Raw genomic sequence first — 23,271 nt, forward strand, 5'->3', positions numbered from 1 at the left:
AAAAAAATAAAATTAAATGACAACACATTTAGCTCTTTTACGAGGAATCAACGTTTCTGGTCATAACATGATGAAAATGGAGGCTTTGAAAGCGATGCTGGAGAATCTCGGTTTTCAAAATATTAGAACTTATCTTCAATCTGGAAATGTTTTTGTAGACAGTGAAGAAGACGCAGCCAAAGTCGGATTTATGATCAAGCAAGAGATTTTTAAAGTTTTTGGACATGAAGTTCCTATTGTAATGATTACCAAAGAGAATTTAGAATCTTGTTTTGCTAATAATCCGTTTTTGAAAGAAAAAGAGATTGATACTAAGAAGCTTTATGTAGCTTTTGTTTCAACTTCATTAAAAAAAGAAAGTATAAATGATCTTAAAATCAGTCAGTTTAAACCTGATGAAGCCAGTATAGATGAAAATAGAATTTTTATAAAATATGCTGTTGGTGCTGGAAAAACAAGATTTGATCAAAAATATATCGAGAAAAAATTAAATGTAATTGCAACTATTAGAAACTGGAATACAGTGACTAATTTGCTTAATATGTATTCAGAATAATGAAAAAGTACTTTTTAATGTTTTTTGTTTTTGCGATGAGTTTAAATTCTGCTGTTTATGCTCAAAATGCAAAAACAGCTCCTGAAGATTTCAATGCCTTTTTTAAGAAATTTAATGCAGATCCAAAATTTCAGGTCGGCAGAGTAATTTTTCCTTTAAAATATCAGATGAATAATGAAGATTTTGAATTGACTGATTATACAATGTCAAAAGATAAATATAAAGTTTTAGCCTTAGACAGAAAATCTGATGAAAAGTACTTAAAACGTACATTATCAGTCAAAAAGCATAAAGCTACACTTCAGCAACGTGGTCTGGATAATGGAATTTATGTGGATTATATTTTCGAATTAAAAGACAATAAATGGTTTTTAAAAACCTGGATTGACCAATCTACTTAATTAGTGTCTTTTTTAAGTATAATGTATCCATTTTATGTAAGGCTCCTTTTTTCATTCCGCCTCCAAAAGGTTGCATAAAATGGATTTGCTGTGATTCATAACCTTCTTTCTTTATTGGTTCGTTTACCATTAAAGTTGGAGCTTCAAAACCAAAAAAAGTAAACTGGTGATAACGTTTTTCATTCAGTGAAAAATATCCGTTTTGTAGATTTAAAGTTTCACCAACTTTACAGTTCGCAATGGGCAGTTTGGTTTCTGAATCGTAAATATAACCTGTAATTTGGGGTCTTTTGCATCTGTTGACTAAGCAACTTTGAAGAGAAAAACAGGTAAAAATCAAAGTTACTGCAAGCGCAATTTTATTGTAGAAAGTATTCATTATTTTTTAATTAAATCACAATACCAAAAACCAAAATCAAAAGCACTATCATCGCTGGTATCACAAGCTGTGTTTGATGAATCCTCGTTTTTAGGCTTTTCATATTTTCGATAAACAATTTCGCCGATTTCAAAATCTATAGGTTTAGAAAAAATAGGGCCATCAAAAGTAAAAGTATGAAATTCGCCATTTTCTCCACAGACATCTACATTTTCTGGTAAATCATTTCTAAAATCCTCATCTATAATTCTTCCAACGAAACTTTTATCTAAATGTTTTTCATTTACACAAACGACAATGGTTTTAAATCCTAATGAAATAAATTCTTGAATCAAATCTCGGGTTGGCATTTTCCAAATAGGAAAAACACCTTCAAAGCCAATCTTTTCTAATTGTTTTTCTCGATACAATCGTAAATCTTCCAAAAAGATGTCTCCAAAAACAGAATATTTGACTCCTTTGGTTTTTAATTCTGCAAGCGTTTCCATCATTACATTTTCATAAACTTCCATTGTAGGCATTTCGGGAATTTCCATAATTTTTAATGGAATCCCAATGCTTTCGGCTTGCGCTTGTAATAATGCTACACGAACGCCATGCATAGAAATTCGCTGGTATTGTTGGTTTACGCTAGTCAACAAATATTCAATTTTGTAATCTGGATTTTGTAGTATTTTAAAAAGAGCCAAAGCAGAATCTTTTCCGCTGCTCCAATTAAATAAAGCTTTTTGGGGTGTAGGCACGATTTTGTATTTTATAATGTAAACTTACAAATTTCATTCTATTTGTTTGTGAAAGGTTTGTAACTTTGGGATTTTACATGTCAAAATGATGATGTTGTATAATGATAAATTTAAAACCGATTCTAACCGATTAAAAAATTGGGATTATTCTAGTGAAGCTGTTTATTTTATCACGATAGTGACAAAAAACAGAGAATCAATTTTCGGAAATATTGAAGAAGATAAAATGATTTTAAGTGAAAATGGACAGATTGTTGAAAGAGAACTTTTGAAATCGATTAAAATCAGAAAAAATTGGTTTTTCCATAACTGGATTATTATGCCAAATCACATACATTTATTAATTGAAATTCAAAACGAAGATATTTCGACCGAAACGAATACGACGTCATGTATTGTAGAGGCGAATAGCGTTGCGTCTACATCCAGTATATCCGCAACAGAATGCAACGAATCTTTGTCGATAAACGTTGCGGAGACGCACTGCGGTGCGTCTCTACAAAACCAATCTGACGAAATCATAGATTCCAAATTATCCACAACGAATATAGTAGAGACGCACTGCAGTGCGTCTACATCCAGTATATCAACAAAGAAATGTAGCGAATCTAAATTTTCTCGAAAATCTAATTCAATTTCATCCTTTGTAGCAATTTTTAAATCGATAACGACCAAACAGATAAACGGTACAGAATCAATTTGGCAAACCAATTATCACGATCATATTGTTAGAAATTACAAAACTTTTGAAAAGATTTACGATTATATTAAGCACAATCCAATATCTTGGGACACAGATTCTTTAAAATAAAATTTTCAATGAAATATATTTTCCTATTATTTACCAGTTTTATTTTTGCACAGCAAACACAGAATGTTGATTTCAAATCGGTTTCAGGGCAATTGTCTTTAAATTCAAAAGAAAAAACAATTTCGGGTGCCGTCGATTTTCAATTTGAGGTTTTAAGGGATTGTGACACCATTTCGCTTGATGCTAAAAACATGGAATTTTCCAATGTGAAAATCAATGACAAAGAAGTAACCATTCAAAATAACAATAAACAATTAAAATTGATTTCTCATTTTGAGAAAGGACAAAATCGTTTAACTTTCAATTATAAAACAAAGCCAAAACAAGCTTTATATTTTGTTGATATTGAAAATGATGAAGTTCAGATCTGGACACAAGGACAAGGAAGGTATACCAGCAATTGGTTTCCGAGTTTTGATGATGTAAATGAGAAACTAATTTTCAATTTAGGAATTTCGTTTGATAAAGAATATCAGGTTGTGTCTAATGGACTTTTAAAAGAAAAAAAAGAAGATGGAAATCTAATTCATTGGCAGTACAAAATGGAAAAACCAATGAGTTCCTATTTGCTGATGTTGGCAATTGGAAAATTCGATAAAAAAGAATTTAAATCTAAAAGCAAAATTCCATTAGAGTATTATTACGAGCCAAAAGATTCCAATCGTTTTGAACCGACTTACCGTTACTCAAAGCGTATTTTTGATTTTCTGGAGAAGGAAATCGGAGTTAAATATCCTTGGCAGATTAATAGACAAATTCCAGTTCGTGATTTTTTGTATGCGGGAATGGAAAATACAACCGCGACACTTTTTGCGACTCGTTATGTGGTAGATTCAATTGGTTTCTGCGATCGAAATTATACTAATGTTGATGCCCATGAATTAGCACATCACTGGTTTGGAGATTTAATCACAGCAGAAAGTAGTACGCATCATTGGCTTCAGGAAGGATTTGCGACTTATTTTGCGTTATTGGCAGAAAAAGATATTTATGGAGAAGATTATTTTTATTCCAAATTATACGATACTGCGCAGCAAATCAAATTTGCTTCGAGAACCGATACAATTCCGGTTTTAAATGCTAAAGCAAGTTCATTAACATTTTACGAAAAAGGAGCTTGGACTTTATTTGTTTTGCATGAATCTATTGGAGATAAAGCTTTTAAAAAGGCAATAAAAAGTTATTTGAACAAATATGCTTATAAAACCGTAAATACTCAGAATTTCTTCGATGAGATTAAAAAAGTATCTGATTTTGATTTGGATAAGTTTAAAAAGACATGGCTGGAATCAACAGTTTTTGATACACCGACGGCGAATGCATTGCTGAGCAAGAATAAAGCCATTGAGAAAAGATTGGAAATCGATAAGTTAAAGAAAACACCCTTGGCTGAAAAAATAGATATTTTAAAAACTACTTTGGAATCTAATGTTTATCGTTCAGTAAAAGAAGCGATTGTAGACCAATTGGAAAATGAAAAATATGAAGCAAAGAAACCACTTTTACTTTTAGCATTGGAAACTAATGATATTCAGGTTCGTCAGAATATAGCGGAAACTATGACTAAAATCCCTGAAGACTTCAGAGCAAATTATGAAACTTTTTTGGATGATAAATCGTATCAAACTCAAGAAATAGCTTTGTATTGGCTTTGGAGAAATTTTCCGTCTCATAGAACTACTTATTTGGACAAATCTAGAAACTGGATTGGTTTTAATGATTATAACCTGCGTACTTTATGGCTTTCGCTAGCATTATCAACGACAAATTACACTTCTGATCCCGAGCCTTTGATCAATGAATTAATCGCTTTTTCGTCTACTAAATATGAAGCGACAACAAGACAAAATGCTTTAGAAAAGTTGATTGCTTTTAAAATAATTAACGATCAGGTTTTGAGTAATTTAGTTGGAGCAACGACGCATCATATGTGGCAGTTTTCAAAGTTTGGAAGAGATACCATTCGACTTTTATTAAAAAATCCTGAAATGCGTGCTTCATTTAATAGAATTTTGCCTAATTTGAACCCCGATGAACAATTTCAATTAGATCGTTTGTTGAAAGAGTAGAGCATAGAAAATAGAGCATAGAAAATAGAGTAAAGAGAATAGAGTAAAGAGAATAGATTCAATAAAAGTTTATATTCTATATTCTTTTTTCTTGAATAAAAACCCAAAAATAAAACCTACATACATTTTATGAGAGCATTGGTTATTTCAGGTGGTGGCAGTAAAGGTGCTTTTGCCGGTGGTGTTGCCCAGTATTTAATAGAAGAAAAAAAGCACGAATACGATTTGTTTTTAGGAACTTCAACTGGAAGTTTATTAATTCCGCATTTAGCTCTCGGTCATATTAAAAAAATACATTCTGTTTATACCAATGTTACGATGGCAAGTATTTTTAATATTTGTCCTTTTGTGGTTAAAAATAAAGATGGAGTTGACATAGTAACGATTAATCACTTTAATGTTTTGCGTCAGTTTTTTAAAGGAAAAAGAACTTTTGGAGAAAGTAAAGGATTAAAGAAATACATACAGAATAATTTCTCTTTATCTGACTTCAACAAACTTAAAAAGCTGAAAACAGACGTTATTGTAACAGTAACTAATTTTACCAAAAACGAATCAGAATATAAATCGGTTAAAGATTGTACTTATGAGGAGTTTTGCGAGTGGTCTTGGATTTCCAGCAACTATGTTCCTTTTATGAGTCTGGTCGAAAAAAACAATTGTGAATATGGAGACGGAGGATTCTCAAGTTTGGTTCCAATACGTGAAGCAATCAACAGAGGTGCTACTGAAATTGATGTTATTGTTTTAGAAACAGAAGTAAATACAACAAAAACAGTTATTGGCAAAAACCCGTTTTCTCTAATGATTGACTTGTTTCGGATCGCTTTAGATCAGGTAGAAAAACATGATATTGCTATAGGAAAACTTATGGCAACGAACAAGAATGTAAAACTTAATTTATATTACACTCCGATAAAATTAACCGATAACGCCTTGATTTTTAATAAGGATGTTATGAAGGAATGGTGGGAACAGGGTTATGAATATGCTCAGAATAAATCGGAAGTTATGAGTGATAACAAAATATTGATTTGAGATTTATATTATGATAATTTCCTTTGATCTTGACGATACTTTAATAGCAAATAATAAATTCGATTTAGAGAAAGTAAATGTATTTCAGAAGTTGCTTAAAATCGAAAGAATAAGAAAAGGAACATTATTGTTGTTTAAAGAATTAAGAAGAAGAAAACATAAAATTTATATTTATACAACCTCTCATAGAAGTATATCAAGAATAAAGTGGATATTCTATACTTATGGTATTTCTGTTGATTATATTATAAATCAACAGAAACACCATAAAAATATATCTAATAGGAATTTTTCTTGTTCAAAGTTTCCTCCCATGTTTAATATTGATGTTCATATAGATGATTCAATAGGAGTCGAAATTGAAGGTGAAAAGTTTGGTTTTAAAACTATCTTAATTTCTGATACAGATGAAGATTGGGGTCAGAAAATATTAAAATCAATCTAAAAGTACGTTTAATACCAAAGTTCGGCCACTTCATTTTTAATAAAGCTCAAAGCAGCGTTACTTGGTGATTGTTTTTCTAATAAATCATTTAAAATTACTTCACGCAATTTATCGGCATTTTCTACTTTATCGCTCATTGCAGCCTTGCGAATCATTTGAATTGTTGCATTTTTAGCTGTCGCAATGATGGTCCAGCATTCTTCAGACATATAAATCTGCTGCGTTAAATTGTGTTCGAATTCTTGTTCTATTTGATCGATTAGAAAGTTTTCGTAATCGTGTTTGTTTTGTGAGATTGGAGAAACTCTAATTAGTAGTTTCGTTAAATTAATACGCTCTAAAAACAAAGTCATGCGCTCAAAAGCCTGCAGACGAATTGGAAGAGATTCTTTATGTGCTTGTTTATTTAGTAAAAAAGCACGTTTTCTATCGTTGTTCTTAATATGCAGTTCAAAAAAACGATAAGCTACAAATCCTGTAACTATTGCTGGCAAAGTATAACTAGCGAGTTCTATTATTTTGTTAAAATCCATTGGTATAATTTTTAAGCAAAAATATACTTTTTGACGAGAAATCCATTTTAAATTTGTGACAATAAACAAAAAGGAAACTGTACTTTTACGACTTGTTTTTTAAAGTTAGTGAAATATATTTTTAATGGATTCATACATAATACTTTTCCTTTGTTTGGCTGCTTTTGCCGCGGGATTTATTGATGCTATTGTTGGTGGTGGCGGATTAATTCAAACTCCAATGGGACTAATTTTATTGCCCAATCTTCCAGTTTCTACAGTTATTGGCACTCTAAAAATTCCAGCTTTTAGCGGTACTGCTTTTGCCGCTTTTCAGTATTTAAAAAAAGTGGTAATTCAGTGGAAATTATTAATCATAATGATGTGTTTGGCGGTTCCTTCTGCATTTTTAGGATCAACGGTTTTAACGCTTGTTAGTAATGATTTTATGAAACCGCTTTTATTAGTTGTTTTATCGTTATTGTTTATTTATACGTATGCTAAGAAAAACTTTGGACAACACGTGGCTAAAGACCATTCTGAAATGACACAAATAATTTATGCCGTTGTAATCAGTATAATTGTTGGTTTTTATGATGGATTTATCGGTCCAGGTACAGGAAGTTTTTTTGTAGTGGCTTTTATTGCACTTTTGGGTTTTGATTTTCTTCACGCTTCCGCTAATGCCAAAATGGTGAATTTGGCGACTAATTTTGGTTCGATTTGTTTATTTATGATGAAAGGTAAAATCATCTGGACAATTGCAATTCCAATGGCAATAAGCAACGGACTTGGAGGCTGGCTTGGCGCTAAACTGGCAATTAATAAAGGAAATGGTTTTATTCGAATTTTCTTTTTGATTGTGGTGGTTGGAACTTTGATTCGATTTGCTTATGATGTGTTTCTTAAATGAGATACTAAGATTCTGAGGCGCTAAGTTGCTAAGTTTTTTTTAGCAACCGTTCACCAAAACCATTAGCAATTCTAATTTGCAATTATTATATTTATTAAATAATTAAAACTATAATTATGAATGAAATTATCGAAGATTCTCAAGATTTTTATGATGATTTGTCAGGTGATACCATTCTTAAAGAGCTTCAGAAAAGTGAGGATGATATAAGAAACGGTAGAACTATTTCTTTTTCCGAGTTTAAAGAAAAATTACAAAAGAAGTACAATATTAAAAATTGATTTTTCGAATTATTTAAAGAAAGCCAATTGTTTAAATCTAGCCCCGATAGAGGCGATATCCTCGTAGTGGAGCGAAGAGATAAAGCCGAAAGCGGGAATCCTTGTTTGATAAAATGCCTATTCTTTGGCTTCAAAAAAAACTTAGAACCTTAGCATCTCAGTATCTTAGGAACTTTCTTTTTAAATTCTTAATTTTGCATAAAAGGAGAAAAATTACATGCAGAAATATATTGACCAGCTCAACGAAGCACAGAGAGCGCCTGTTTTAAAGAAAGACGGGCCAATGATTATTATTGCTGGTGCAGGTTCGGGAAAAACCCGTGTTTTAACAATTAGGATTGCGTATTTGATGGCTCAAGGAATTGATGCTTTCAATATTTTGTCGCTTACTTTTACCAATAAAGCGGCTCGTGAGATGAAACAAAGGATTTCGGATATTGTGGGAGCATCTGAAGCAAAAAATCTTTGGATGGGAACTTTTCACTCGATTTTTGCACGTATTCTTCGTGCAGAATCGGATCATTTAGGTTATCCTTCTAATTTTACTATTTACGATTCTCAAGACTCAGCGAGATTAATTTCTTCGATTATTAAGGAAATGCAGCTGGATCGTGATATTTACAAACCAAAACAAATTCTGGGGCGTATATCCAATTATAAGAACAGTTTGATTACGGTTAAAGCGTACTTTAATAATCCAGAATTGGTTGAAGCCGATGCAATGGCAAAAAGACCAAGATTAGGAGAAATTTATCAACAGTATGTGGAACGCTGTTTTAAAGCTGGAGCAATGGATTTTGATGATTTGTTGTTGAAAACCAACGAATTACTGAATCGTTTTCCGGAAGTTTTAGCTAAATATCAGGACCGTTTTCGTTATATTCTGGTTGATGAGTACCAAGATACGAACCACTCTCAGTATCTGATTGTTAGAGCTTTATCGGATAGATTTCAGAATATTTGCGTGGTTGGGGATGATGCGCAGAGTATTTATGCTTTCCGTGGAGCGAATATCAATAATATTTTGAATTTTCAAAAAGATTATGAAGGGGTAATAATGTTTCGTTTGGAGCAGAATTACCGTTCGACGCGAAATATCGTGGAAGCGGCGAATACTGTAATGGAACATAATAAAACCAAACTGGATAAAGTAGTTTGGACGGCTAACGAATTTGGACCAAAAATTAAAGTCCACCGAAGTTTGACAGATGCTGAAGAAGGCCGTTTTGTTGCGAGCACCATTTTTGAGCAGAAAATGCAGCACCAGTTGCATAATGGTTCTTTTGCAATTTTGTATCGTACCAATGCGCAGTCGCGTGCGATGGAGGACGCTTTGAGGAAACGTGATATTCCATATCGAATTTATGGCGGATTATCTTTCTATCAACGTAAAGAAATTAAAGACGTTTTGTGTTACTTACGTTTGGTTTTAAATCCGAAAGATGAGGAAGCGCTAATTCGTGTAATTAATTATCCAGCCCGTGGAATTGGAGATACAACTGTCGAAAAATTAACTATTGCGGCTAACCATTACAAACGTTCGATTTGGGAAGTAATGGTGAATATTGATAAAATCGACCTGAAATTAAATGCTGGAACAAAAAACAAATTGAAAGATTTTGTGACGATGATTCAGAGTTTTCAGGTAATTGATCAAAATCAGGATGCCTTTTATATTACGGATCATGTTGCCAAGAAAACCGGTTTGGTTCAGGAATTGAAAAAAGATGCGACTCCTGAAGGAATGGCAAAGATTCAGAACATCGAAGAACTTTTGAACGGTATTAAAGACTTTACTGAAGGACAAAGAGAAATTGACGGAGCTAGAGGTGCGCTTTCTGAGTTTATGGAAGATGTAGCCTTAGCAACAGATTTAGATAAAGATACCAATGATGATGATCGCGTGGCTTTGATGACAATTCACTTGGCAAAAGGATTGGAGTTTCCACACGTTTTTGTGGTAGGAATGGAAGAAGATTTATTTCCGAGTGCCATGAGTATGAGTACAAGAAGTGAATTGGAAGAAGAGCGTCGATTATTTTATGTTGCTTTAACAAGAGCTGAACATCAGGCTTATTTGACTTATGCACAATCACGTTACCGTTGGGGAAAACTAACAGATAGTGAACCTTCTAGATTTATTGAGGAAATCGAAGATCAGTATTTGGAATATCTAACTCCTGCAGAAACCAATTACCGTTATAAGTCGCCAATTGATGGAGATATTTTTGGAGATGTAGATAAATCTAAATTGAGATTAAACAAACCTGTTGCAGGAACTCCTCCTAAAAATGTTACCGATAATAGTCCGAAACCGGATCTTAATATTAGAAAACTAAAACCTGTTACAGGAACTAATCCAAATGCAAGTGGTGCAAATTTATTTGACAACAAATTGACAATCGGAAATATTGTAATGCACGAACGTTTTGGAAAAGGTGAAGTTATTAATATGGAAGGTGTTGGTGCAGATAGAAAAGCAGAAATAAAATTTGAAGTAGGGGGAATTAAGAAATTGCTTTTAAGATTTGCTAAATTAGATATCGTTGGATAATTGTTTTAATTATTAGGCGATAAATATGAAATATGAAATTTTAAAAGTGTAATGTTTTTAACTCAAAACAAACCTAACTTTAAATAAAAAACAAAATGGCCGAATTTATAAAAATATACCCAGATAAACCAAGTGAAGCAGCAATTGCAAAAGTAGTAAAAGTGCTTCAGAATGGTGGATTGGTAATTTATCCAACAGATACTGTTTATGGTTTAGGTTGTGATATTACCAATTCAAGAGCATTAGAAAAAATCGCTAGAATTAAAGGAGTGAAATTAGAAAAGGCGAATTTTTCTTTTATTTGCCATGATTTGAGTAACCTTTCAGATTATGTACGCCAAATTGATACCTCGACTTTTAAAATTTTGAAAAGAGCGTTACCGGGACCTTATACTTTTATTTTGCCAGGGAATAACAATCTTCCGAAGGAATTTAAAAAGAAAACTACAGTTGGTATTCGTGTTCCAGATAATAATATCATTTTAGAAATTGTACGTCAATTAGGAAATCCAGTAGTTTCGACTTCGATTCGGGATGAGGATGATGTAATTGAATATACTACAGATCCAGAATTAATCTTCGAAAAATGGCAACATCTTGTAGATATGGTAATTGATGGTGGTTATGGAGATAATGTGGGTTCTACAATTATAGATCTTTCTGAACATGAGCCAGTTATTGTAAGAGAAGGAAAGGGTGATATTGATATTTTGTAAATAAATACTTTAATTGTGTAAACTTATAAAAATAATGCCTAACTTTATTACAGTTAAAATTTAGTTAGTTATCTAAAATACTTTTATTCTTTTTAGGATACAAAAAAGCAGGTCGATTGACCTGCTTTTTCTGTTTTTATAAAATCTAAAACAAGGAATTATTTAGCTTGTTTTTTCATTTCTTTTTCAATCATATCATAGAACTGATCGATTTTTGGCATAACTACGATACGAGTTCTTCTGTTACGAGCTTTATCTTCAGCAGTATCATTAGCAACTAATGGTACATAAGAGCTTCTACCTGCAGCAATTAATTTAGCTGGGTTAACACCAAGATCGTTTGTTAATACACGAACGATAGAAGTAGAACGCTTAACACTTAAATCCCAGTTGTCTAAGATAATTCCGTTGCTTTTGTATGGTACATTATCAGTGTGGCCTTCAACCATACATTCGAAATCAGGTTTGTCATTTACAACTTTAGCAACTTTAGCTAAAACAGTTTTAGCTTTATCACTTACGTCATAGCTACCGCTTTTGAATAATAATTTATCTGCGATAGAGATGAATACAACTCCTTTTTCAACATTTACTTCGATATCTGGATCGTTGATTCCAACAGCTCCTTTTAAGCTTGTAACTAATGCTAAAGTAACACTGTCTTTCTTAGTTAAAGCATCTTGAAGTCTAGAGATTTTCAAATCTTTTTCTTTTAAGCTTTCAAGAGATTTCTCTAGGTTTTCAGCACCTTTAGTTGTTAAGATGGTTAAATCTTTAGAACTGTTGATTAAGTCTTGATTATGTTGTTTGTAGCTCTCAGCTGTTGCAGCTAATCCAGCTTTTTCTTCTAAGCACGTGTTTAATTTTACAGTACAAGAGTTTAACAAATCTTGAGTCTCTTTGTTTTTAGCTTCTAATTCCGCATATTTCTTTTTAGAAACACATGACGTTAGGGCCATTAATACTGATAGTGCGATAACTATTTTTCTCATAAATTTAATTTTAATTAGACTTGATTACAAATTTAGTTTTTAATATTTTGAATACTGTTAAAGATTTCTTTAAATAAGGTCATTTTCCTTATATAATAAAGAAAAACGATGCTTTTTACCATATAGTATTGCTGAATCTGAAATTCTTTTCGTTTTCCGAGATATTTTAAAGATACGCAATAAAATGAAAAATGTGCTTTTAAAATGGCAAAAGTATGTCCAATTTTCCCTTGTGTAAGAAAGCGCATACCTGCAATACCGTCTAAAACCATACGGAAGAAAATCACCCAGAATAATCCTCTTTTCGGTAGATTTTTGACAAGCATTAATAATGAATTTCTAAAATTCAGATACGTCTTTTTTGGATTGCCTTGTTGTAAAGTTGCTCCCCCAACATGATAAACCAGAGACTGATAATTGTATTTAATAATATGTCCTTCGTTTAAAGCACGCCAGCATAAATCAATTTCTTCTTGATGAGCAAAAAAGCTTTCATCAAAACCTCCAAGTTCATGATAAACATTTTTTCTGATAAAGAAACAAGCGCCAGATGCCCAGAATAATTCACTGTTATCATTGTATTGTCCGTTGTCTTTTTCTAAGGTTTCAAAAATCCTTCCTCTGCAGAAAGGAAAACCATATTTGTCAATGAAACCACCTGCGGCTCCAGCATATTCGAAATATTCCTTGTTTTTAAAATCAAGAATTTTAGGCTGGATAATAGCAGTTTGTTTTTCATTTTCAAAAGTTTCCAAAATGGGTTTAAGCCAATTTTCGGTTACTTCAATATCTGAATTTACTAATGCATAAATTTCAGCATCAATATGTTGTAAAGCATCATTGTAGCCTTTTGCAAAGCCATGATTGCCAGTGTTTTTTACAATTTTAATTGTAGGGAAATTTTGTTGAACAAATTCAACTGAATTATCTTTAGAGTCATTGTCTGCAACGTAAATCGTCGCGCCTTCTGAGAACTGAATAACAGATGGTAAAAACTGCTCCAGCAATTTTACTCCGTTCCAATTTAAAATGACTACTGCTATCTTATCCAAAAGTACTTTAATTATTTATTTTTAATGGTTTTCTTTATAGTCAGGCAGGCTTCTTAAAAACTCATATCTTTCGTTTTCAAAATCCATTTGACAGTAAAAATGGTTTAGTCCGTTTGTGACATTCAAAAACCGTGCCTGCATTGTCATATTGTAACGAGCAATTTGATCAAAAGTTGCCTGAGAGATTTTAACTTCGGGTGCTTTACACTCTACTAAGATGTGTATTGTGCCATCTGGATTGAATACCACAACATCGTAACGCTTTCGTAATCCATTGACAGTTAAAACTTTCTCTACATTGATTAAAGATTTTGGATATTTTTTTTCATGCATTAAAAAATGGACAACGTGTTGACGAACCCATTCTTCTGGTGTGAGAATTATAAATTTTTTCCTGATTTCATCAAAAATAGAGACTTTATTTTCGTTATTTTTGAATCGGAAACTATAAGCAGGGAAATTAAGTTTAATCATAGAGCAAAAATAAAAAATAGTTTTTCGTTTCAAACGAATTTGAAACTTTAAACTTGAAACAATAATTAAATGGACGAAGTAATTAAAATTGTCAACGATATTAAAGCCGGAGATATAAAGCCAATTTATTTTTTAATGGGTGAAGAACCTTATTATATAGATAAGTTATCGGAATATATTGAAGAGAATGTTTTAGCCGAAGAAGAAAAAGGTTTTAACCAGACGGTTTTGTACGGAAGAGATGTTTCTGTAGACGATATTGTTTCAACAGCTAAGCGCTATCCGATGATGGCTGATCGTCAGGTTGTTATTGTAAAAGAAGCTCAGGAGTTATCAAGGACAATTGATAAAATTGAATCTTATGTAGATAATCCGATGCAGACTACCGTTTTAGTGTTTTGCTATAAATATAAGACACTTGATAAACGTAAAAAAGTTACCAAATTACTGGGGCAAAAAGGAGTGGTTTTCGAAAGTAAAAAATTATACGAAAATCAGGTTGGAGACTGGATTAAACGCGTATTGGCAGGAAAAAAATATACTATTGATCCCAAAGCAAATGCCATGCTTGTGGAGTTTTTAGGAACTGATTTGAGTAAAATTAATAATGAACTGGAAAAACTGCAGATTATTTTGCCGAAAGGCACAATGATTACGGCAGAACATATTGAAGAAAATATTGGTTTTAGTAAAGATTATAATGTTTTTGAACTTCGAAAAGCAATTGGAGAACGCAATCAGTTGAAAGCTTACAAGATAGCAGATAATTTTGCTCATAATCCAAAAGAGTATCCGTTGGTTATGACAACTGGTTTGGTGTTTGGTTTTTTTGTACAGCTTTTAAAATATCACGGATTAAAAGATAAAAACCCTAAAAATGTGGCATCGGTTCTTGGTGTAAATCCGTTCTTTCTAAAAGAGTATGATTTGGCTGTGAAAAATTATCCAATGCGAAAGGTAAGTCAGATTGTAGGTGCTTTACGAGATATCGATATTAAAAGTAAAGGTGTCGGAGCGAATGCTTTACCACAATCTGATCTCTTAAAAGAAATGCTGTATAAAATATTTAATTAAGCCATTAAAATTCACGATATTTGCGTTTCTAAAAATTTTACTACTTTAAAATTATTACACAATTATGGGAATGAATAAAAATACTGTCTTAGGCTGGGCAACTTTTATAATGGTACTAATGGGATTCTTGCTTATAGGTCTCGGGGCTTTTAGATATAGTGATGTTTCAGGATGGGGATTTGGAGCTGTTGGAGTTGGGTTTTTAGCTAATGCATGGGTTTTTAATGCATTAAAAGGTAGAGTTTAAAATATTCAATGGCAATAACAATTGCAATATCAAAAAAAAAAAGTAAATAATAAAAATAAAAAATAAAAAATAAAAAATGTCAGACGATAAGAAAGTAATTTTCTCAATGCAGAAATTGAGTAAAACCTATCAGGGAGCAGACAAACCAGTACTTAAAAATATTTATTTGAGTTTTTTCTACGGAGCAAAAATTGGTATTTTAGGTCTTAACGGTTCTGGAAAATCTTCTCTTTTAAAAATTATTGCAGGGGTTGATAAAAATTATCAAGGTGATGTAGTTTTTCAGCCAGGTTACACTGTTGGATATTTAGAGCAGGAACCAATTCTTGATGATTCTAAAACTGTTATCGAAATTGTTCGTGAAGGTGCAGCTGAAACTATGGCAGTTTTAGAGGAATATAATCAAATTAATGATTTGTTTGGTCTTCCGGAATATTACGAAGATCAGGACAAAATGGATAAATTGATGGACCGTCAGGCAGCATTGCAAGATAAAATTGATGCTCTGGGTGCTTGGGAAATCGATACAAAATTAGAAATCGCAATGGATGCGTTACGTACTCCAGACGGGGATACACCAATTAAAAACCTTTCTGGTGGTGAGCGTCGTCGTGTAGCTTTATGCCGTTTGTTGTTGCAACAACCAGATGTTTTACTTCTGGATGAGCCTACCAACCACTTAGATGCGGAGTCAGTACTTTGGTTAGAGCAACATTTAGCACAATATGCAGGAACTGTAATTGCTGTAACGCACGACCGTTATTTCCTTGATAATGTTGCAGGATGGATTTTAGAGTTGGATAGAGGAGAAGGTATTCCGTGGAAAGGAAACTATTCTTCATGGCTGGATCAAAAATCGAATCGTTTAGCGCAAGAAGAAAAAGTTGCTTCAAAAAGAAGAAAAACTTTAGAGCGTGAGCTGGAGTGGGTTCGCCAAGGTGCGAAAGGTCGTCAGACAAAACAAAAAGCGCGTTTACAGAACTACGATAAATTATTAAATGAAGATCAAAAACAACTGGATGAGAAATTAGAGATCTACATTCCAAATGGTCCTCGTTTAGGAACAAATGTTATTGAAGCTAAAAATGTTGCAAAAGCATTTGGTGATAAATTATTATATGATAATTTGAATTTTACTTTGCCACAAGCTGGTATTGTTGGAATTATCGGACCAAACGGTGCAGGTAAATCTACTATTTTCAAAATGATTATGGGTGAGCAAGCTACTGACAGTGGTGAATTTACGGTTGGTGAAACTGTAAAAATTGCTTACGTAGATCAGTCTCATGCTAATATTGATCCGAACAAATCTATTTGGGAAAACTTTGCTGATGGTCAGGAGTTGATTATGATGGGAGGAAAGCAAGTGAACTCAAGAGCTTATTTATCACGTTTCAACTTTGGTGGTGGAGAGCAAAACAAAAAAGTTTCTATGTTGTCAGGTGGTGAGCGTAACCGTTTGCACTTAGCAATGACTTTAAAAGAAGAAGGAAACGTACTTTTACTGGATGAGCCTACGAATGACCTTGACGTTAATACACTTCGTGCATTGGAAGAAGGTTTGGAGAATTTTGCTGGTTGTGCTGTAATTATTTCTCACGACAGATGGTTCTTAGATAGAATCTGTACGCACATTCTAGCTTTTGAAGGAGATTCTGAAGTTTATTTTTTTGAAGGAAGTTTTACGGAATATGAAGAAAATAAAAAGAAACGTCTTGGTGGTGACTTAACTCCAAAACGTATTAAATACAGAAAATTGATTAGATAAGAATCTGAAAATTTCAATATGAAAATCCCAAATTCCAATTATTGTGAATTTGGGATTTTTTATTAGGTTTTGAATTATACTAAATTTGAATTTGGAATTTCTAAATTGGAATTTAAAAATTTAAAGAAATTTTGATTTCAATTCCGGAGTGGGAATCATACAGCTTTCTTTTTTGCCATACCAATTGTATCTGTTTTTAGCAACGTAATCATAAATCCTGTCGCTGATAAAAATAGGTACAATTCTAAAGATTTGGAGTAATTTCCAAAAACCACCAAAATTTTTAGCTATTTCAATAACAGCTGAAGATTTGTAAAAATAGGCAGTTTCAGGATTGTATAAAATAATGCTGTCCATTTTTGAAAAACTAATTCCCAGATGTTTGCAAATTTTTATTCCTAATTCTGATTGTAATGCTACAAATCTGAAAACATCTTTCTTGTCATGTTGGATAATAAATTTCACAGCAGAATCACAGAGATTGCAAACTCCATCAAAAAGAATTATTTTTTTATCTTTTGGAAGACTTTCCATTAAAAACAGAATTTTAGATTTAATATTTCAAGTTTTAATACGTGTAAAAAGTGTTAAAATGGACAAGAAAAACAGTTTATAGAGGATGTATTTATAAAATCTATTAAGTTTAAATTTTTTATAATTTTAATATATTAAAACTGGCTTTAATAAATTTATTTTAATGTGTTTTTAAAAATTGTTGACCTCTTTTGTCGTTTTACTTTTTATCGTTTCTTAAATCGCTTTATTTTGATTTTGACTATTTTTTAGCTTTTTTTAGGTTGAAAATTGTATGGACAACTGAAACCTTTATTTTTTAACTGCTTCAACTAATTCTAATTCATCCAAACTTACTTTCGAAGTAAAGATCCCGTAATTTACTGTTGCTTTATTTTTTTCTATCAAATCAATACTTCCCACAGATCTTCCGTCAAGCATTCTTACTCGATCACCTACTTTTAAAATTGGTTTAGGTTTTTCGACAACAGGTTTAAGTTTTTTCTCTTTTTTCTCTTTTCTAATTTCTTCGACTTTTACCTGTACTTCAGCAATAATTTCTTTTTGTTTTTCAACTTTTGCTTTGACTTCTTTCGGAGTTGCTTTTTTGCGTTTCGAATTTTCAATCTCAACAATTTTCAAAAATTCGCCAATTAGTTCTTTTTTGTTTTTGTTGTTGAAATATTTCTCAGCAATATCATCAATTTTTTGTCCAATGTAAATTATTTTTTGATTACTGTCGTATAATTCCTGATAGCTTTCTAATTTCTGCTGGATTTTAGTATTAATGTTTTCCATCTTTTTACTTTCCTCACGTGCACGAGTTTCTTCTTCTTTTAAATTCAGCGACGTTTTTTCCAATTTCGAACGCTCTTTCTGAAGAGTAGCAATTGTTTTGTCAAAACGAACTTTTCCAACCTCGATTTTCTTTTTCGCACGATTGATCAGTCCAAACGGAATTCCGTTTTTCTGAGCAACTTCAAAAGTAAATGAACTTCCTGCTTGTCCCAAAGCTAACTTGTACATTGGTTCAAGAGATTTTTCATCAAACATCATATTCGCATTTGTAGCATAAGGCAATTCGTTTGCTAAAATTTTTAAATTAGAATAGTGTGTTGTGATAATTCCGAAAGCTTCACGATGGTAAAATTCTTCTAAGAAAATTTCCGCCAAAGCTCCACCCAATTCAGGATCAGAACCAGTACCAAATTCATCAATCAAAAACATGGTTTTTTTATTACATTTCTTTAAAAAGTAATTCATGTTTTTTAAACGATATGAATAAGTACTTAAATGATTTTCAATAGATTGATTGTCTCCAATATCAGTTAAGATTCTGTCAAACAAGAAAGTTTCACTTCTTTCATGAACCGGAATCAAAATTCCGGATTGTAGCATCAATTGTAATAAGCCAACTGTTTTTAAGGAAATCGTTTTTCCTCCGGCATTTGGCCCCGAGATTACAATAATTCTATTTTCTTGTTTTAACTCAATGGTTTGTGGATGAGTTACTTCCTTTTTCTGTTTGTTGTTCAGATACAAAATTGGATGATACGCTTCTCTAAAGAATAATCTTCTTTCTTCAGTAATTGTTGGTAAAATTGCATTAATTCGATTTGCATATTTTGCCTTACCTGCAACGACATCAATATCGCTTAAAAAATCTTGATATTCAATTAATAAAGGAAGATAAGGGCGAATTACATTAGACAGATTTTTTAAAATTCTTGTAATTTCTTCTTTCTCTTCATATTCCAGATTTGCTAATTCTCTAGAATATTTTAAAGTGGCTTCTGGTTCGATGTAAGCAATGCTTCCAGTTTTAGAACTTCCTAAAATAGAACCTTTTACTTTTCGACGATACATTGCCAAAACCGCTAAAACTCTACGGTTCTGAACAAAGCTTTCTTTAATATCATCTAAATATCCTAAACTATTATACTGTGTTAAAGCAGAACCAAAACTTTGATTTACTTTTCCGCGAACCAAATTCATATTCTGACGAATGCCAGCCAAAGCAGGAGAGGCGTTGTCTTTAATTTCTCCGTATTTATCTACAATAGTATCAATCGCAGTAATGATATCTTTAGTCAGTTCTACTCTTGAAGCTCTTGCATTTAGATTAGGATAGTAGTCATCGAATTTTTTTAAGAAATTCAATAGTACATTTGTTGTTGCAGAAAGATTAGCAATTTTTCTAAAACTTCCCACTTCAAGAAAACTGTCTTCTATGGCAAGAAATTTTATTTCATGAGTAATCGCATCAAATCCATGATTTGGAATTGCGTTATTATTTTGAAATGAAGATACATATTCTGATGTCTGCATTAAAGACTGCATCAATTCTTCTTTGTCTCTGATTGGTTTTATTTGTAAAGCCTTTTCTTTTCCAATATCGGTGTTGCATCCATCTGAAATGGTTTCTAGAACGGTTGGAAATTGTAAGTCTTGTAACGTTTTTTCGGTAATACTGATCATTTAATAACTTTATGAAAGTAAAGGCAAAAGTACAAAAACATTATGATTGAAATCGAAAATTATCTATGCATAAATATGATTTTTAGTATTAATTTCTGAAATTCGCAAAAAAAAGTTATGGACGTAAAAATGCATTCTTCTTGGAAACCTGTTTTGAATGAAGAATTTGAAAAACCATATTTCAATACCTTAATTGATTTTGTAAAATCTGAATACGCGACAAAAGTGTGTTATCCAAAAGGGAATCAGATTTTTTCGGCTTTTGATCATTGTCATTTTGATCAGGTAAAAGTGGTTATAATTGGACAAGATCCTTATCATGGTCCAAATCAGGCTAACGGATTATGTTTTTCTGTAAATGACGGAATTCCGTTTCCGCCTTCACTATATAATATTTTTAGAGAAATCGAAACCGATTTGGGTAAGCCATTGCCAAAAACAGGAAACTTGGAGCGATGGGCAGATCAGGGCGTTTTTCTTTTAAATGCTACTTTGACCGTAAGACAATCTGAAGCCGGAAGCCATCAGGGAAAAGGCTGGGAAAAATTTACCGATGCTGTAATCAAACAAATTTCTGCTAAATCTGAAAATGTTGTTTTTTTACTTTGGGGTGGTTTCGCTCAGAAAAAAGCTTCTTTGATTGATGCATCAAAACATTATATTTTAAAATCGGGACATCCTTCGCCGTTGAGCGCTAATAGAGGTTTTTGGTTTGGAAACAAACATTTTAGTCAGACCAATGAATTCTTAAAATCTAAAGGATTGAAAGAAATTGAGTGGTGATTTTTTTTTAAAGTTACAAAGTTTCAGAGTAACAAAGGGGCAAAGGGAAAAACTTTGCTTTTTTTTCTCAATTTTGTCATTTCGACTGAAAGGAGAAATCACACTAGAGACTCTACAAAGATTGGATTTTACTTTGCGGAAAATCTAGTGTGATTTCTCCTTTCAGTCGAAATGACAGAAATATTATTTTTTTAAAATTTCTTCTAAAACAGCTTTATTCTCATAATTCACCACTTTTAAAATAATCGGCTGATTTTTTGCCGTTTTCCCTTCAATGATATACAGTTTTCCTTTTTTGAACGGAATATTGCTTTGGTCAAAATCAACATCTCCGTAAGTTAAAGTGTTTTTTATATCAGCCGTATCAACCCATTTTTCGCTTAGGGTTTGAACAGCTTTATCTGAATATTGAAAAGGTTTTGTACGAAGATTATTTAAAACTCGGGCATTTGGGAAATAATTGCAACGGGTGTCTTTACCAATAAAAAATCCTGAAACAATAAAACAACCCATAATTAGGCCGATTAAGTAATATGCAAAACGGTGTACGAACTTCATGAAATAATTTTTTTGCAAAGGTACATTAAAGTTCCTTTAAAATACAAGTAAATTAATATCGTTATCAGGTAAATCAAACCAGTCGCCAATAGCTTTGTTTGTTAGGATTCCGTGATACAGATATATTCCGTTTTTAAGTCCTTTGTTGCATCTTATAGCACTTTCTAAACCACCATCTTCGGCTATCTGATGCAGATATGGTGTTAGAATGTTACTTATTGATAATGAGGCGGTTTTGGAATAACGAGATGGAATATTTGGAACGCAATAATGTAAAACGTTATTTTTTATAAAGGTAGGTTTTTCGTGAGTTGTAACTTCAGAAGTTTCAAAACAACCTCCCGTATCGATACTTACATCAACAATTACAGCGCCTTTTTTCATGTGTTCCACCATGGTTTCGCTTACTACGATTGGACATCTTTCTTTTCCACGCATCGCGCCAATAGCGACATCACAACGTCTTAAAGCTTTTAAAAGTCCTTTTTGCTGTATGGTAGAAGTGAAAATTCTCTGGCTTAAATTATTTTGAAGACGACGAAGTTTGGTGATTGAATTGTCAAAAACTTTTACATTGGCACCTAATCCTATTGCAGTTTTTGCAGCAAATTCGCCAACAGTTCCAGCTCCAAGGATAACTACTTCAGTAGGAGGAACGCCCGTAATATTTCCAAATAAAAGCCCTTTTCCGAACTCGTTTGTAATCATTAATTCCGCAGCAATTAGAACAGATGCAGTTCCTGCAATTTCGCTTAAGGATTTAACGGCAGGATAAGAGCCGTCTTCATCCTTGATATATTCAAAAGCTAAAGCTGTGATTTTCTTTTTTGCTAATGCTTCAAAGTATTCTTTCTTTTTGGTTTTAAGCTGAATAGCCGAAATGATAGTCGTTTCAGGATTAATCATTTCAATTTCAGCTAATGTAGGCGGTTCGACTTTTAATAAAATCGGACAGCCAAAAACTCTTTTAGTATCTTTTGTGATTTCGGCACCTGCATCTGCATATTCCTTATCTGTATAACTTGAACTTTCTCCGGCTCCGGATTCAATCATTACACGATGTCCGGCATAAGTTAGGGAATTTACGGCATCAGGAGTAAGACAGATACGACGTTCCTGATAACTGGTTTCCTTAGGAATTCCTATAAATAATTCTCTTTTAAAACGACCAACCTCAAGTTTTTCTTCCTGCGGTATTAATTGTTGTTTTGTAAACGGAGTTAAGGTAATTGACATGGATTGCGCAAAAAATTAAAGGTACAAATTACGTAAAAAGTTTTAAAATTAATGCAAAAATTCTGCTAATACTGTAAATGGGAATGTTAAGAAATTTTTTATACTTCTCAGGCGATAAATTGTTTTATATATTGCTCTGTCGCTTTATTCCACAAAGATTCTCAGAGTTGACACAGAGATTCACAAAGATTTTAACTTAGATTCAATTCTCTTTTTCCGTCAGAAAGTAATTTGATATTTATTGTAGAATGTTCTTCTGGAATTAAACTTGCGATTTTTTCAGACCATTCAATAAAACACCAATTTCCAGAATATAAATAATCATCGACACCCATATCCAGAGCTTCGGTTTCTTTATTTAATCGGTAAAAATCAAAATGATACACAATTTGATTGTTGCTGGCAGAATACTCGTTAACTAAAGAAAATGTTGGACTGCTGGTTGCGTCCTGAACCCCTAAAGTTTTACATAATTGCTTGATTAATGTAGTTTTTCCAACTCCCATTTCTCCATTAAAAAGAATAATTTTTTTAGGATTAGAATCTATTATCTGCTGTGCAACTTCCTGAATTTGATCTAATGAAAAAACGATGTTCATTGTTGTTTTATTTTTGCCACGAATTTCACTAATTTTCACGAATTAAAACTTGTTTTCTTGACAAATTATCAAAATAAAT

At 32.3% G+C, this 23,271-nt stretch carries 25 protein-coding genes; 14 read left to right on the forward strand and 11 right to left on the reverse strand.

Going from position 1 to position 23,271, the window contains the following annotated elements; translation table 11 throughout:
• The first annotated feature begins 16 nt into the window (after positions 1 to 16).
• Together BM289_RS21780 and BM289_RS21785 are read left to right on the forward strand one after the other, a co-directional pair.
• Positions 17 to 556 (forward strand): DUF1697 domain-containing protein, encoded by a 540-nt coding sequence (locus BM289_RS21780; protein ID WP_091497615.1) that lies wholly within the window; start codon positions 17 to 19, stop codon positions 554 to 556.
• Positions 556 to 957 (forward strand): DUF4348 domain-containing protein, encoded by a 402-nt coding sequence (locus tag BM289_RS21785; protein WP_091497619.1) that lies wholly within the window; start codon positions 556 to 558, stop codon positions 955 to 957. The genes BM289_RS21780 and BM289_RS21785 overlap by 1 nt, the downstream gene beginning before the upstream one ends.
• On the opposite strand, the gene BM289_RS21790 is transcribed toward BM289_RS21785, so the two are convergent.
• Both BM289_RS21790 and BM289_RS21795 read right to left on the reverse strand, forming a co-directional pair.
• On the reverse strand, positions 950 to 1,336 hold the full coding sequence (locus tag BM289_RS21790; RefSeq protein WP_091497622.1) for a hypothetical protein: 387 nt from the start codon (positions 1,334 to 1,336) through the stop codon (positions 950 to 952). The genes BM289_RS21785 and BM289_RS21790 overlap by 8 nt on opposite strands.
• Positions 1,336 to 2,079, reverse strand: a complete 744-nt coding sequence (locus BM289_RS21795) for a Dph6-related ATP pyrophosphatase (RefSeq protein WP_091497625.1) — start codon at positions 2,077 to 2,079, stop codon at positions 1,336 to 1,338. The genes BM289_RS21790 and BM289_RS21795 overlap by 1 nt, the downstream gene beginning before the upstream one ends.
• Positions 2,080 to 2,167: 88 nt before the next feature.
• On the opposite strand from BM289_RS21795, the gene BM289_RS21800 reads away from it, so the two are divergent.
• From BM289_RS21800 to BM289_RS21815, 4 genes are all read left to right on the forward strand, one after another.
• On the forward strand, positions 2,168 to 2,890 hold the full coding sequence (locus BM289_RS21800; RefSeq protein ID WP_208610273.1) for a transposase: 723 nt from the start codon (positions 2,168 to 2,170) through the stop codon (positions 2,888 to 2,890).
• Positions 2,891 to 2,898: 8 nt separating this feature from the next.
• Positions 2,899 to 4,959, forward strand: a complete 2,061-nt coding sequence (locus BM289_RS21805) for a M1 family metallopeptidase (protein WP_091497632.1) — start codon at positions 2,899 to 2,901, stop codon at positions 4,957 to 4,959.
• A 129-nt stretch (positions 4,960 to 5,088) separates the two neighbouring features.
• Positions 5,089 to 5,997: a patatin-like phospholipase family protein gene (locus tag BM289_RS21810; protein ID WP_091497635.1), complete on the forward strand. Its 909-nt coding sequence runs from the start codon at positions 5,089 to 5,091 to the stop codon at positions 5,995 to 5,997.
• Positions 5,998 to 6,007: 10 nt separating this feature from the next.
• The gene (locus BM289_RS21815; RefSeq protein ID WP_091497637.1) at positions 6,008 to 6,442 is read left to right on the forward strand and encodes a hypothetical protein; all 435 of its coding nucleotides are present in this window, start codon (positions 6,008 to 6,010) and stop codon (positions 6,440 to 6,442) included.
• Positions 6,443 to 6,450: 8 nt separating this feature from the next.
• Here the strand turns inward: BM289_RS21815 and BM289_RS21820 are convergent, their stop codons facing one another.
• Positions 6,451 to 6,975: a DUF7935 family protein gene (locus BM289_RS21820; RefSeq protein ID WP_091497640.1), complete on the reverse strand. Its 525-nt coding sequence runs from the start codon at positions 6,973 to 6,975 to the stop codon at positions 6,451 to 6,453.
• A gap of 124 nt (positions 6,976 to 7,099) precedes the next feature.
• On the opposite strand from BM289_RS21820, the gene BM289_RS21825 reads away from it, so the two are divergent.
• From BM289_RS21825 to BM289_RS21835, 4 genes are all read left to right on the forward strand, one after another.
• Positions 7,100 to 7,867 carry a sulfite exporter TauE/SafE family protein gene (locus tag BM289_RS21825; protein WP_091497642.1) on the forward strand — a complete coding sequence of 256 codons (768 nt, stop codon included), beginning with the start codon at positions 7,100 to 7,102 and terminating at the stop codon, positions 7,865 to 7,867.
• Positions 7,868 to 7,983: 116 nt separating this feature from the next.
• On the forward strand, positions 7,984 to 8,148 hold the full coding sequence (locus tag BM289_RS25520) for a hypothetical protein (RefSeq protein ID WP_167365480.1): 165 nt from the start codon (positions 7,984 to 7,986) through the stop codon (positions 8,146 to 8,148).
• 217 nt (positions 8,149 to 8,365) lie between these two features.
• On the forward strand, positions 8,366 to 10,702 hold the full coding sequence (locus BM289_RS21830) for an ATP-dependent helicase (RefSeq protein ID WP_091497645.1): 2,337 nt from the start codon (positions 8,366 to 8,368) through the stop codon (positions 10,700 to 10,702).
• A 95-nt stretch (positions 10,703 to 10,797) separates the two neighbouring features.
• The gene (locus tag BM289_RS21835) at positions 10,798 to 11,418 is read left to right on the forward strand and encodes an L-threonylcarbamoyladenylate synthase (protein ID WP_091497648.1); all 621 of its coding nucleotides are present in this window, start codon (positions 10,798 to 10,800) and stop codon (positions 11,416 to 11,418) included.
• 158 nt (positions 11,419 to 11,576) lie between these two features.
• Here the strand turns inward: BM289_RS21835 and BM289_RS21840 are convergent, their stop codons facing one another.
• From BM289_RS21840 to BM289_RS21850, 3 genes are read right to left on the reverse strand one after another with little or no spacing between them, the layout of a single operon-like run.
• Positions 11,577 to 12,410, reverse strand: coding sequence for an OmpA/MotB family protein (locus tag BM289_RS21840; protein ID WP_091497649.1), 834 nt, complete (start codon positions 12,408 to 12,410; stop codon positions 11,577 to 11,579).
• A gap of 32 nt (positions 12,411 to 12,442) precedes the next feature.
• The gene (locus BM289_RS21845) at positions 12,443 to 13,462 is read right to left on the reverse strand and encodes a glycosyltransferase family 2 protein (protein WP_091497652.1); all 1,020 of its coding nucleotides are present in this window, start codon (positions 13,460 to 13,462) and stop codon (positions 12,443 to 12,445) included.
• Positions 13,463 to 13,483: 21 nt separating this feature from the next.
• Entirely contained in the window at positions 13,484 to 13,936 is a 453-nt protein-coding gene (locus BM289_RS21850; RefSeq protein ID WP_091497654.1) for a type I restriction enzyme HsdR N-terminal domain-containing protein, read from the reverse strand.
• 69 nt (positions 13,937 to 14,005) lie between these two features.
• Here BM289_RS21850 and holA point away from each other — a divergent pair, with 69 nt between their 5' ends.
• The 3 genes from holA to ettA all read left to right on the forward strand — a co-directional run bounded on the left by holA (position 14,006) and on the right by ettA (position 17,025).
• A complete protein-coding gene (gene holA / locus BM289_RS21855; protein ID WP_091497657.1) occupies positions 14,006 to 15,010 on the forward strand; it encodes a DNA polymerase III subunit delta in 1,005 nt (334 codons plus the stop codon).
• A gap of 64 nt (positions 15,011 to 15,074) precedes the next feature.
• Complete coding sequence (locus BM289_RS21860) at positions 15,075 to 15,257, forward strand: CAL67264 family membrane protein (protein WP_091497659.1); 183 nt, start codon at positions 15,075 to 15,077, stop codon at positions 15,255 to 15,257.
• A 76-nt stretch (positions 15,258 to 15,333) separates the two neighbouring features.
• On the forward strand, positions 15,334 to 17,025 hold the full coding sequence (gene ettA / locus BM289_RS21865; RefSeq protein WP_091497662.1) for an energy-dependent translational throttle protein EttA: 1,692 nt from the start codon (positions 15,334 to 15,336) through the stop codon (positions 17,023 to 17,025).
• Between the two features lie 120 nt (positions 17,026 to 17,145).
• Here ettA and BM289_RS21870 read toward each other — a convergent pair whose 3' ends face one another.
• Together BM289_RS21870 and BM289_RS21875 are read right to left on the reverse strand one after the other, a co-directional pair.
• Entirely contained in the window at positions 17,146 to 17,559 is a 414-nt protein-coding gene (locus BM289_RS21870) for a thiol-disulfide oxidoreductase DCC family protein (RefSeq protein ID WP_091497665.1), read from the reverse strand.
• 291 nt (positions 17,560 to 17,850) lie between these two features.
• Entirely contained in the window at positions 17,851 to 20,016 is a 2,166-nt protein-coding gene (locus BM289_RS21875) for an endonuclease MutS2 (protein WP_091497668.1), read from the reverse strand.
• A gap of 117 nt (positions 20,017 to 20,133) precedes the next feature.
• On the opposite strand from BM289_RS21875, the gene BM289_RS21880 reads away from it, so the two are divergent.
• Positions 20,134 to 20,799 carry a uracil-DNA glycosylase gene (locus tag BM289_RS21880; RefSeq protein WP_091497670.1) on the forward strand — a complete coding sequence of 222 codons (666 nt, stop codon included), beginning with the start codon at positions 20,134 to 20,136 and terminating at the stop codon, positions 20,797 to 20,799.
• Between the two features lie 183 nt (positions 20,800 to 20,982).
• On the opposite strand, the gene BM289_RS21885 is transcribed toward BM289_RS21880, so the two are convergent.
• From BM289_RS21885 to tsaE, 3 genes are all read right to left on the reverse strand, one after another.
• Entirely contained in the window at positions 20,983 to 21,357 is a 375-nt protein-coding gene (locus tag BM289_RS21885; protein ID WP_091497673.1) for a DUF4258 domain-containing protein, read from the reverse strand.
• 36 nt (positions 21,358 to 21,393) lie between these two features.
• Complete coding sequence (locus tag BM289_RS21890) at positions 21,394 to 22,593, reverse strand: alanine dehydrogenase (RefSeq protein WP_167365481.1); 1,200 nt, start codon at positions 22,591 to 22,593, stop codon at positions 21,394 to 21,396.
• Positions 22,594 to 22,784: 191 nt separating this feature from the next.
• Entirely contained in the window at positions 22,785 to 23,192 is a 408-nt protein-coding gene (gene tsaE, locus BM289_RS21895) for a tRNA (adenosine(37)-N6)-threonylcarbamoyltransferase complex ATPase subunit type 1 TsaE (RefSeq protein WP_091497916.1), read from the reverse strand.
• Positions 23,193 to 23,271 lie beyond the last annotated feature (79 nt).

Origin of the sequence: Flavobacterium phragmitis, from assembly GCF_900112575.1 — a bacterium.
In the GTDB taxonomy this organism is placed as follows: domain Bacteria; phylum Bacteroidota; class Bacteroidia; order Flavobacteriales; family Flavobacteriaceae; genus Flavobacterium; species Flavobacterium phragmitis.

Bases quoted from the DNA above. Each gene is read 5' to 3' on its own strand.
- BM289_RS21780 (WP_091497615.1), top strand. From the start codon at position 17: ATGACAACACATTTAGCTCTTTTACGAGGAATCAACGTTTCTGGTCAT.
- BM289_RS21785 (WP_091497619.1), top strand. From the start codon at position 556: ATGAAAAAGTACTTTTTAATGTTTTTTGTTTTTGCGATGAGTTTAAAT.
- BM289_RS21790 (WP_091497622.1), bottom strand. From the start codon at position 1,336: ATGAATACTTTCTACAATAAAATTGCGCTTGCAGTAACTTTGATTTTT.
- BM289_RS21800 (WP_208610273.1), top strand. From the start codon at position 2,168: ATGATGTTGTATAATGATAAATTTAAAACCGATTCTAACCGATTAAAA.
- BM289_RS21805 (WP_091497632.1), top strand. From the start codon at position 2,899: ATGAAATATATTTTCCTATTATTTACCAGTTTTATTTTTGCACAGCAA.
- BM289_RS21810 (WP_091497635.1), top strand. From the start codon at position 5,089: ATGAGAGCATTGGTTATTTCAGGTGGTGGCAGTAAAGGTGCTTTTGCC.
- BM289_RS21815 (WP_091497637.1), top strand. From the start codon at position 6,008: ATGATAATTTCCTTTGATCTTGACGATACTTTAATAGCAAATAATAAA.
- BM289_RS21820 (WP_091497640.1), bottom strand. From the start codon at position 6,975: ATGGATTTTAACAAAATAATAGAACTCGCTAGTTATACTTTGCCAGCA.
- BM289_RS21825 (WP_091497642.1), top strand. From the start codon at position 7,100: ATGGATTCATACATAATACTTTTCCTTTGTTTGGCTGCTTTTGCCGCG.
- BM289_RS25520 (WP_167365480.1), top strand. From the start codon at position 7,984: ATGAATGAAATTATCGAAGATTCTCAAGATTTTTATGATGATTTGTCA.
- BM289_RS21830 (WP_091497645.1), top strand. From the start codon at position 8,366: ATGCAGAAATATATTGACCAGCTCAACGAAGCACAGAGAGCGCCTGTT.
- BM289_RS21835 (WP_091497648.1), top strand. From the start codon at position 10,798: ATGGCCGAATTTATAAAAATATACCCAGATAAACCAAGTGAAGCAGCA.
- BM289_RS21840 (WP_091497649.1), bottom strand. From the start codon at position 12,410: ATGAGAAAAATAGTTATCGCACTATCAGTATTAATGGCCCTAACGTCA.
- BM289_RS21850 (WP_091497654.1), bottom strand. From the start codon at position 13,936: ATGATTAAACTTAATTTCCCTGCTTATAGTTTCCGATTCAAAAATAAC.
- holA (WP_091497657.1), top strand. From the start codon at position 14,006: ATGGACGAAGTAATTAAAATTGTCAACGATATTAAAGCCGGAGATATA.
- BM289_RS21860 (WP_091497659.1), top strand. From the start codon at position 15,075: ATGGGAATGAATAAAAATACTGTCTTAGGCTGGGCAACTTTTATAATG.
- ettA (WP_091497662.1), top strand. From the start codon at position 15,334: ATGTCAGACGATAAGAAAGTAATTTTCTCAATGCAGAAATTGAGTAAA.
- BM289_RS21870 (WP_091497665.1), bottom strand. From the start codon at position 17,559: ATGGAAAGTCTTCCAAAAGATAAAAAAATAATTCTTTTTGATGGAGTT.
- BM289_RS21875 (WP_091497668.1), bottom strand. From the start codon at position 20,016: ATGATCAGTATTACCGAAAAAACGTTACAAGACTTACAATTTCCAACC.
- BM289_RS21880 (WP_091497670.1), top strand. From the start codon at position 20,134: ATGGACGTAAAAATGCATTCTTCTTGGAAACCTGTTTTGAATGAAGAA.
- BM289_RS21885 (WP_091497673.1), bottom strand. From the start codon at position 21,357: ATGAAGTTCGTACACCGTTTTGCATATTACTTAATCGGCCTAATTATG.
- BM289_RS21890 (WP_167365481.1), bottom strand. From the start codon at position 22,593: ATGTCAATTACCTTAACTCCGTTTACAAAACAACAATTAATACCGCAG.
- tsaE (WP_091497916.1), bottom strand. From the start codon at position 23,192: ATGAACATCGTTTTTTCATTAGATCAAATTCAGGAAGTTGCACAGCAG.